Source organism: Desulfonatronum sp. SC1 (genome assembly GCF_003046795.1).
In the GTDB taxonomy this organism is placed as follows: domain Bacteria; phylum Desulfobacterota; class Desulfovibrionia; order Desulfovibrionales; family Desulfonatronaceae; genus Desulfonatronum.
In genome coordinates this window covers 46,924-56,077 of sequence record NZ_PZKN01000029.1, presented here as the reverse complement: position 1 = coordinate 56,077, position 9,154 = coordinate 46,924, and the positions used below count along the sequence as shown (strand labels likewise).

Annotated in this window: 10 protein-coding genes; 4 read left to right on the top strand and 6 right to left on the bottom strand. The window is 60.9% G+C overall.

Going from position 1 to position 9,154, the window contains the following annotated elements; translation table 11 throughout:
- Positions 1-252 precede the first annotated feature (252 nt).
- Positions 253-678: a DUF4351 domain-containing protein gene (locus C6366_RS14640; RefSeq protein WP_107739187.1), complete on the bottom strand. Its 426-nt coding sequence runs from the start codon at positions 676-678 to the stop codon at positions 253-255.
- A 96-nt stretch (positions 679-774) separates the two neighbouring features.
- Here C6366_RS14640 and C6366_RS14635 point away from each other — a divergent pair, with 96 nt between their 5' ends.
- A complete protein-coding gene (locus tag C6366_RS14635) occupies positions 775-999 on the top strand; it encodes an addiction module protein (protein WP_107739185.1) in 225 nt (74 codons plus the stop codon).
- The gene (locus tag C6366_RS14630) at positions 996-1,319 is read left to right on the top strand and encodes a type II toxin-antitoxin system RelE/ParE family toxin (protein ID WP_107739183.1); all 324 of its coding nucleotides are present in this window, start codon (positions 996-998) and stop codon (positions 1,317-1,319) included. The genes C6366_RS14635 and C6366_RS14630 overlap by 4 nt, the downstream gene beginning before the upstream one ends.
- Before the next feature lie 72 nt (positions 1,320-1,391).
- Here C6366_RS14630 and C6366_RS14625 read toward each other — a convergent pair whose 3' ends face one another.
- From C6366_RS14625 to C6366_RS14605, 5 genes are all read right to left on the bottom strand, one after another.
- The gene (locus C6366_RS14625) at positions 1,392-2,105 is read right to left on the bottom strand and encodes an ABC transporter ATP-binding protein (RefSeq protein ID WP_107739181.1); all 714 of its coding nucleotides are present in this window, start codon (positions 2,103-2,105) and stop codon (positions 1,392-1,394) included.
- Between the two features lie 2 nt (positions 2,106-2,107).
- Positions 2,108-2,896, bottom strand: a complete 789-nt coding sequence (locus C6366_RS14620; protein ID WP_107739179.1) for an ABC transporter ATP-binding protein — start codon at positions 2,894-2,896, stop codon at positions 2,108-2,110.
- Positions 2,893-3,852, bottom strand: coding sequence for a branched-chain amino acid ABC transporter permease (locus tag C6366_RS14615; RefSeq protein ID WP_107739176.1), 960 nt, complete (start codon positions 3,850-3,852; stop codon positions 2,893-2,895). Before C6366_RS14615 ends, C6366_RS14620 begins: the two co-directional genes overlap by 4 nt.
- Positions 3,849-4,754 (bottom strand): branched-chain amino acid ABC transporter permease, encoded by a 906-nt coding sequence (locus C6366_RS14610; protein WP_107739174.1) that lies wholly within the window; start codon positions 4,752-4,754, stop codon positions 3,849-3,851. Before C6366_RS14610 ends, C6366_RS14615 begins: the two co-directional genes overlap by 4 nt.
- A 113-nt stretch (positions 4,755-4,867) precedes the next feature.
- Positions 4,868-5,995 carry a branched-chain amino acid ABC transporter substrate-binding protein gene (locus C6366_RS14605; protein ID WP_107739172.1) on the bottom strand — a complete coding sequence of 376 codons (1,128 nt, stop codon included), beginning with the start codon at positions 5,993-5,995 and terminating at the stop codon, positions 4,868-4,870.
- 351 nt (positions 5,996-6,346) lie between these two features.
- Between C6366_RS14605 and C6366_RS14600 the strand changes: the two genes are divergently transcribed.
- Positions 6,347-7,744, top strand: a complete 1,398-nt coding sequence (locus C6366_RS14600; RefSeq protein ID WP_107739170.1) for a pitrilysin family protein — start codon at positions 6,347-6,349, stop codon at positions 7,742-7,744.
- Complete coding sequence (locus tag C6366_RS14595; protein WP_107739168.1) at positions 7,725-9,140, top strand: pitrilysin family protein; 1,416 nt, start codon at positions 7,725-7,727, stop codon at positions 9,138-9,140. The genes C6366_RS14600 and C6366_RS14595 overlap by 20 nt, the downstream gene beginning before the upstream one ends.
- Positions 9,141-9,154 lie beyond the last annotated feature (14 nt).

Below are 9,154 nucleotides of genomic sequence, written 5' to 3'. Positions count from 1 at the left end.
ACAATGCAGCAGATGCGCACACTCCATTCATGTCTTTGTTGGAATGCCGGGGCACGAAAAGCGACCCGCAAGCTTGAGGAACCAAGCGACGCCCAGGCCCAGATACTGAAGGCCATGGGCTACGGAGTGAGCAGTGGGGTCTTACAGGAATTGGCGACTTAACACACCGAAATCACTTGCGTTTTCAAAAAAAATGACGTTCAATCTGTTAAACTCCTGTCTCTCAAATTTTTGCGCTCTCCGCGCTTGTTTTCATACTTTCCGGCCCCCTCCGTCCCTCTCACCACCATACCCTTCCACACCCTCATTGACCGTCAGCACATCCTCCACGGACTTCCCGTCCAGCACCCGCAAGGCCCAGTCTTCCAACTGCTCCGGTCGTGCGGACAGGATTTTTTGCTCAGCCCAGCCGGGCACGTTGCCGAATCGTTTGCCAAGCTGCTTCTGAAGAATCAGGGCTTGTCCCTCTGCTCGTCCTTTCTCAATTCCAATCCGCTCAATGCTTGTAACGTACGGCATCTTGTGCTCCTCTTCGATTCGTTGGATATCCTCGCCAAGCTTCTTGTCCAGATCCACGGGCAAGTGCATCAGCCAGTCGATGACCGTGAACAGATCCAGGATGCGCTGGCGTTCCCAGGAAGAATTGAAAATGGGACAAGCATCCTGTATCGGTGCCAAGTGTAGAGGGGTTTTGCCTGCTTGCGGCAATCGGTAATCTTGGCTAAAATCAAGACCAAATTATGCCAAATATGCCAAATTGATGGAGATACGTCCATGACAGCCACCGTTCAACAAATTCTGAAAAGCGCTTCAGTCCTCTCACCGATTGATCGTGCCGAGCTGATCGAGAAACTATTTTTGAGTTTTGATCATTCCGAGGAACGGTCCGTCGATGCAGCCTGGAGGCATGAGGTGGAGGATCGGTTTGATGCCTACGATGCCGGTGAGATTGAGGCTTCCCCGGCTGAGGATGTGCTGGCCAGGATCAGCCGACTATGAAACTGCTCGTCCTTGCTTGCGCCGAAGACGAGTTTGCCGAAGCCGTCAACTATTATAATGGGCAGTGCCCTGGCCTGGGCTACGAGTTCGCCGCCGAGGTCAGGCGGTGTTTCGAAAGAATCCGTCGGCACCCGGACGCTTGGCCCGCATTCACCTCCCGCACCAAGCGGTGCCTGATGAATCGTTTTCCTTATGGAGTGCTGTATAGAGCCGAAGGCGATTCCATAATCGTCGGCGCAATCATGCACCTCAAGCGGAATCCCATACTGTGGCGGAAACGTGCGCATCGTGCATTTGGCGATCAGAACCGCCCAACCTGAAAGTGTACCGCCCCATCTCCCGCCTTGTTCTTATCCTTTGTGGCTTATCGTCCTGAGCCCACTCCACGAAAACTACCCCACTCCCCCCAAATACGCGTTCTGGACTTCCGGGTTGGCCAGCAGGTTCTTGGCCGAGTCTTCGAGCACGATTTTGCCCAGTTCCAGAACGTAGCCCCGGTCGGCCAGTTTCAGGGCCAGACGGGCGTTTTGTTCCACCAGGACGATGGTTACGCCGGACTTGTTGATTTCCTTGACCGTGGAGAAGATGGATTTGACCAGGATCGGGGCCAGGCCCAGACTGGGCTCGTCCAGGAGCAGGATCTTGGGGTTGGCCATCAGGCCGCGGCCGATGGCCAGCATTTGCTGTTCTCCGCCGCTGAGGGTTCCGGCCAGTTGACTTCGGCGCTTGTGCAAAATGGGGAACATTTCGTAAACCCAATCCAGATTTTTGCGGATCAAAGCCTGGTCCGTGGCCGTGAACGCTCCCAGATGCAAGTTCTCCCGCACGCTCAGGGTGCCGAAAACCCGGCGACCTTCCGGAACCTGGGCCAGGCCCAGCTTGACGATGTCGTGGGCCTCCAGCTTGTGCAGGGGTTTGTCTTCCAGGTAAATCCCCCCGCCGGACGGCTTGACCAGGCCGCTGATGGTCATCAGGGTGGTGGACTTGCCCGCGCCGTTGGCTCCGAGGATGGTCACGATCTCGCCTTGGGCCACGTTCAGGTTCAACCCGTGCAGCACCTGCACGTTGCCGTATTTGACTTCCAGATTTTCAATGCGCAGCAACATGATCAAAAGTCCTCATCATCTTCGTCCGGGGCCCCCAGATAGGCGTCGATGACCCGTTGATCCTTCTGGATTTCCGCCGGAGTCCCCTGGGCGATCATGATGCCGTACTCCAATACCACCAGTTTTTCGCAGATCTTCATCACCAGATTCATGTCATGCTCAATGAGCAGCACCGTGACCCCGCGCTCCCGGATCTGCGTGATCAAATCCACCAGGACCTGGGTCTCGTAGTCGTTCATGCCCCCGGCCGGCTCGTCCAGAATCAGGAACCGCGGCTTGGTGGCCAGGGCCCGGGCGATTTCCAGAAGGCGCTGGTTGCCGTAGGACAGGTTGCGGGCCGCCTGGTCCAGATGGGGCCGCAAGCCGACGAACTCCAGTTCGTTCACCGCGATCTCCAGGGCCTCGCGCTCTTCCCGCTTCTGCCAGGGCAGCCGGAGCATGGCCCCGATCACGCCGGAGCGCATCCGGCAATGGCAACCGGCCAGGACGTTTTCCAGGGCGCTCATGCTCTGGAACAAACGGATGGTCTGGAAAGTCCGGGCGATGCCCAGGGTGACGATCCGGTTGGTGCGCATGTTCACGATGTTCCGGCCGTCGAAGAGGATCTCGCCGGAGTCCGGTCGATAGTTGCCGGTGATCAGGTTGAACACCGTGGTCTTGCCGGCGCCGTTAGGGCCGATCAAACCGACGATGGCCCCGTGGTCCACGTCGAAACTGACCTGATTCACGGCCATGACTCCGCCGAAGGACTTGGTCAGGCTTGCCAGCCGCAAAAGAGGGGAAGGACTCATTTCCCACCTCCCCGGGCCGAGGACAGAAAGTCAAGATTGAAGGTTCTGGGAGGCGGCGGGAGAATACCTTTAGGCCGAAAGATCATCATCAAAATCATGGCCGCGCCGAAAAAGAGCATCCGCGCCCCGGCGAACTCCCGAAAGACCTCGGGCAGGCCGACGATCAGAAAGGCGCCCAGGATCACGCCGCGAATGTTCCCGGACCCGCCCAGGATGACGATGGTGAACATGACCACGGATTCCCAGAAGGTGAAGGACTGGGGCGAGACGATGGTCATCTTGGCCGCGAAAATGGTCCCGGCCATCCCGGCCCAGAACGCGCCCAGAACAAAGGCCACCAGCTTGTAGTGCGCCGCGTCGATCCCGCTGCCTTCCGCGGCCACGTCGTCCTCGCGGATGTAGTTCAGGGCCCGTCCAAAGCGGGAGTTCTCCAATCTCAAAAAGAAAAAAACCGTGATCGCGGCAAAAGCGAAGATCAGGTAATAAAAATCATGAGGCGTGCGGATCACATGGCCGAACAAAACCGGTCGGCTGATCCCGAAGATCCCGTTGGACCCGCCGGTGATCCCGAAGACGTTGTTCACCAGGGCAATACGCACGATCTCCACGATGCCGATGGTCACGATGAGCAGGTAGTCCCCGCGCAGGTGGATGATCGGCCTTGCCACCAGCAGGGCGAAGAACCCGGCCACCATCCCGGACAGGGGCATCAGCCAGAGTACCGGAATGCCAAACTGGGTGTTCAGGATGGCCGTGGTGTAAGTGCCCATGGCGAAAAACGCGGCATGCCCCATGTGGAACAGGCCGGCGTAGCCCAGGATGATGTTCAGGCTCAAAGCCAGCACGGCGTAGATGCCGATGGAATTGAGCACGTCCACCCAGTAGGCGTTCAGCCAGTACGGGGCCACGAGCAGGGCCGCCACGACGAGAATGTTGATGATGGTCGCCGGTTTCATACTTTGTCCGCCACGCGTTCGCCCAGAATGCCCGTGGGCCGGAAGATCAGGATCAGGATCAGGACCATGAAGGAAATGGCGTCCTTCCAGGCCAGGGAGATGTAGGTCGCGCCCATGGCCTCGATCACTCCCAGCAGCAGACCGCCGAGCATGGCCCCGGGAATGTTCCCGATGCCGCCGAGGATGGCCGCGGTAAAGGCCTTCAGCCCGTAGACCCAGCCCATGGTGAAGTTGATCTGGCCGTAGTACAGGCCGACCATCATCCCGGCGGCTCCGCCCAGGGCCGGACCGATCAGGAAAACGTACATAATCACCCGGTTCACGTCGATGCCCATCAACTTCGCCGCGCCCTGATCAATGGCCGCGGCCCGGATGGCCGTGCCGGTCTTGGTCCGCTGCACGAAATAATAGAGCCCGGCCATCATCACCAGGGAGGCGGCGAAAAGCACGATGCGCATCACCGGGATGTCCACCCCGAACAGGGAAATCGACGTGGTGGGCAGCAGGTCGTGGGGATAGACCCGGAACCGGGCCCCGTAGATGAGCATGATCGCGTTTTGGAAAAAGATGGACGCGCCCAACGCGGAAACCACCGCGGACAACCTGGGCGAAGTGCGCAGCGGACGATAAGCCGTCCGCTCCAGCAACGCGCCAATCAGGGCCACCAGCCCCATGACCATCAACGTCAGCACGATAATCCCGGCCACCGGGCCGATATGGTCGGTCAGCCCCAGGGACAACAGCAGGGTCAGTCCCAGAAAGGCGCCGATGGTGAACAGGTCGCCGTGGGCGAAGTTGATCAGCTTGAGCACGCCGTAAACCATGGTGTAGCCCAGAGCGATCAGGGCGTAGATCCCGCCCACGGCCAGCCCGTTGGTCAGTTGTTCGAGAAAAAGTTGCATGGCATGTCCTTCGGATGGTGGTCGATGATGTGTGGCTGGTGTTTCATCATCAGTCGTCCATCAATGACGTAGGGGCGGTTCGCGAACCGCCCCTACCCTGGAATCGGTACTCGTTACGGTTGCAGGATGAACCGGCCTTCGCCGTCCACCTTGTACACGCGGTACAGTTCGCCGACCCGGTCGCCCTTGTCGTCAAAGGCGATGGTGCCGGTCAGGCCTTCAAAGTCGGTCAAGCCGGTGCGCAGATATTCGGCGATCTTGTCCGGCTCGGTGGAGCCGGAACCTTGGATGGCAGCCACGATGACGTTGAACGCGTCGCCGGCCAGCACGGCCCAGACCGAGGCGGGATCATCGTTGTACTTGGCCCGGTAGGCGGTCATGAACGAGGTGGCTTCAGGAGAATCCAGGTCCTGGGGCACGGGCGGGCTCAGAAACATGAAGCCCTCGGCGGCGTCCTTGCCGGCGATGCTGACCAGGTCCGGGTTGTTGGTGGCGTCGCCGCCGACAAAGGGCACGTCCCAGCCCATACCTTTCTTTTGGCGCAACAACAGTCCGGCTTCGGGGAAGTAGCCGGTGAAGAGCACGACTTCGGGAGCGCGGGCGCGCAACTGGGAGAGGATGGCGCTGTAATCCCGCTCCCCGGGGGTCAGAGCGTCAAAAAAGACGATCTCCACATCGCTATCCTTGAGCAATGTCTGAGCCTCGTCGGCCAGGCCCTTGGCATAGGTGGTGTTGTCATGCAGGATGGCCACCTTGCCGTACCCCATGTCCTTCAGGGTGTTGGCCGCCACCAGCCCCTGCTCGTCGTCCCGGGGGGAAGTCCGAAAAAAGTAACGCAGGCCCTTTTCGCTCAGCCGAATGGCCGTAGAGCCCGTGGCCACCTGGACGATCTTGTTCTCGTCATAGATGTTCTGGCTGGCCTCGGTGATGGACGAACCATACGTACCGATGACCGCGACGATGCCCCGGGTGGACAGCCGCTGCGACGCCAAAGCCGCGGTGCGCGGATCTCCGGCATCGTCCTCGGCCACGATCTCCACCTTCTGCCCCAAAACACCGCCGGCGTTGTTCAGTTCCTCGGCCAACAGATCCACGATCTGCTTCATGGCCTGGCCCTCACTGGCCCAGGAGCCGGTCAGCGGAGCCATCAGGCCGATCCGGACCTGGGCATGGGCCTGGCCGATCAACAGGGGCAACGCCAGTAGTCCGGCCAATACAGTCAACAACAGTCTTTTTTTCATGCAAGTGCCTCCTTGCGGGGAAAAGGGTTAACCACACCTCATTCGCGAACAACCTTCCTCATACGCTCTGAACCATCGGACGTCCTTGATGCGAAACCGAAAAACAGCCGTCGCCCAGACTGAAACCGATCGGGTTTCTTACGGCGAAAAACGTGGAAAATCAACAACCTTGCAAGATTAACTGGCCTGAGATAATTTGCCGAAACAAGCGTGAACTAACTCTTCGTCATTGCAGCACAATCAAACTCGGTCTTTTCGAGGCCCCCTTGCCAACCCCGCTCCGAAGACCCATCTCTTGAGATTGATCCTTCACCCAACCCATTTCGATAGCCATAGGCTAAAGTCTTCACCATGCTGAAATTTAAGACCTTGATCCTGATTTGCTGGTTTTTGCTTCTGTCGTCACCAGTTTTGGCCGACGTCGTGGAGCACCGCCTGGAGAACGGGCTGACTGTTTTGGTGCTGCCCGATCCCCGCGCACCGGTGGTCACCAATCAAATCTGGTATGATGTCGGCTCCAGACACGAGCACAGCGGCATCACCGGAATCTCCCACATGCTTGAGCACATGATGTTCCGGGGCAGCGAAGCCTACCCTCCCGGCGAGTTCACCCGAATCATCGCCCGCCTCGGCGGCAACCAGAACGCCTTCACCGGCCAGGACTTCACGGCCTACTACCAGGTTCTGGGCAGTGCGCACTGGGAAACGGCCATGGCCATGGAGGCCGAGCGAATGCGCGCCCTGCGCCTGACCGAAGAGCAGTTTCAACCGGAACGGGACGTGGTTGTCGAGGAACGTCGATTGACCCGGGACGACCGGCCCACCGCCCTGCTGCACGAACAATTCATGGCCGCGGCATTTCTGAACAGCCCTTACGGCCACGGGGTGATCGGCTGGATGACCGACATCGAGAACTACGCTTTGGAGGACGTTCAGGCCTGGTACGACGCCTGGTACGCGCCCAACAACGCCGTAATCGTGGTGGCCGGGGACGTGGACCCAACCGAGGTGATTGCAGCGGCCCAGCGCCACTATGGCCCCATTCCAGCTCGGCCTCTGCCCGAGGTCAAACCCCGGACAGAGGTTCCCCAGCGGGGCGAACGAAGGGTTGTCCTGCGGGTTCCCGCGGAACTGCCGCACTTGGTGATGGGCTGGAAGACCCCGAGCCTGGCGACGCTCAGGGAGGACGCAGGGGACCTGTCGGACGCCTACGCACTGATGGTCGCCGCCGGAGTGCTCGCCTCGGGTCAAGCCTCTCGCCTGGACCGCGAACTCGTGCGCGGACAAGAACTGGCCCTGAGCGCCAGCGCCGGATACAGCGGCTTCAGCCGCCTTCAGACATTGTTCACCCTCTCGGCCACGCCCTCGTCGGAAACCAAACTGGAAAACCTGGAACAGGCCTTGTTGGACATGGTCCATCGTCTGTGCGACGAGCCCGTGACCGAGGAGGAACTGCGGCGGGTCCAGGCTCAGGTGATCGCCTCGGAGGTGTTTCGCCGGGACTCCCTGAACGCCCAGGGTTTCGAGCTGGGCATGCTGGAAACCATCGGCCTGGGCTGGCGGGTCGGCGAGGAGTACGCCAAACGCGTCCGGGCCGTGACCGCCGAAGATGTCCAACGCGTGGCCCTGACCTACCTGATCCCAGACACCCGCACCGTGGCCATCCTGGATCCGTTGCCCATGTCCGAAACGAATGGCTCCGCCTCCCCAAACCGCCAAGGATCCCAGCATGAACCATCTGACCACTAATCCAGCTCTTCATTCTTCCGTCGGCCTGCACGCCCTTGCCCTACTGTTGCTGCTCGGTCTCCTTTGCGGGCCGACACCCCCGGCCCGGGCCGCTGATTTTGAAACCTGGACCACGTCCAACGGGCTGCGCGTGCTTTTCGCTCCGGCTCCGACCCTGCCCATGCTGGACATCCGGCTGGTCTTCGACGCCGGCTCGGCCCGGGACGGCGACCACGGAGGGTTGGCCCGGATGACCAACCTGGCCCTGGCCTTCGGCACGTCGGACCTGGACGCGGACACCGTGGCCGAGCGCTTCGAGTCCGTGGGGGCTCAGTTCAGCGCCAGCGCGGCCCGGGACATGGCCATCGTCCGTCTGCGCACCCTGACCGAGCCGGACTGGATGGAAGTCGCCCTGGCGACTTTCGTGTCCCTGCTCGCGGATCCGGCTTTTCCCGAGGATGATCTGGCCAGGGCCCGCCGCCAGGCCCTGCAGGCCCTGCAGCGGGATCGCCAGGAGCCGGGAGCCATGGCTTCCAGGGAATTCTACCGTCTGGCCTACGGCGACCATCCCTACGCCGTCCACCCACTGGGAACGGAACAGAGCGTACCCACCCTGGAGGGGCCACTGGTTCGAGTTTTTTTTCAGCGCCACTATACAGCGCAAAACGCCGTCCTGGCCCTGACCGGCGACCTGTCCATGAACGCCGCCCAAGCGTTGAGCCAACGCATCGGCGCGGCCCTGCCCCAAGGCGAGCGCCCCGCGGCCCTGCCCTCACCGGAAATACCATCCGAACCGATCATGAAGCACATTCCCTTTCCTTCGGAGCAGGCTCATATTGTCATGGGCGGACCGCTCCTGCGCCTGGACGATCCGGACCGCTTTCCCCTGAGTGTGGCCAACCACGTCTTCGGAGGCGGCGGGTTCACCTCCCGGCTCTTTCAGGACGTGCGCACCGAGCGGGGGCTGGCCTACTCCGTCTCCAGCCACATTCAGCCCATGGCCGCGGAAGGTCCGTTCCTGATCACCATGCAGACCGGAGTCCATCAGGCCGCCGACGCCCTGACCGTGCTGCGCGACGCCCTGGCCGCCTTTATCAGCGAAGGCGTGACCGAAGAGGAGCTGGCCGCTTCCAAGGACAACATCATCGGCCGCTTTCCCTTGGGCCTGGCCTCCAACAGCGACATCGCGGCGACCCTGGGGATGATCGGGTTTTACGACCTTGCGCCGGACTACCTGACAACGTACACCGACCACGTCGCGCGGGTCACCCGGGAAGATGCCGGAGACGCCTTGGCCCGCCGGCTGGCGATGGACCGGATGGTCACCGTGGTCGTGGGCGGACCGGCAGGCATATTGGACGCACTTCAGGATGAGCATCCGGATGATCGTTCAGGGACACCGTTCGTGGAAAGGTAATCCGTTTTGGCCGC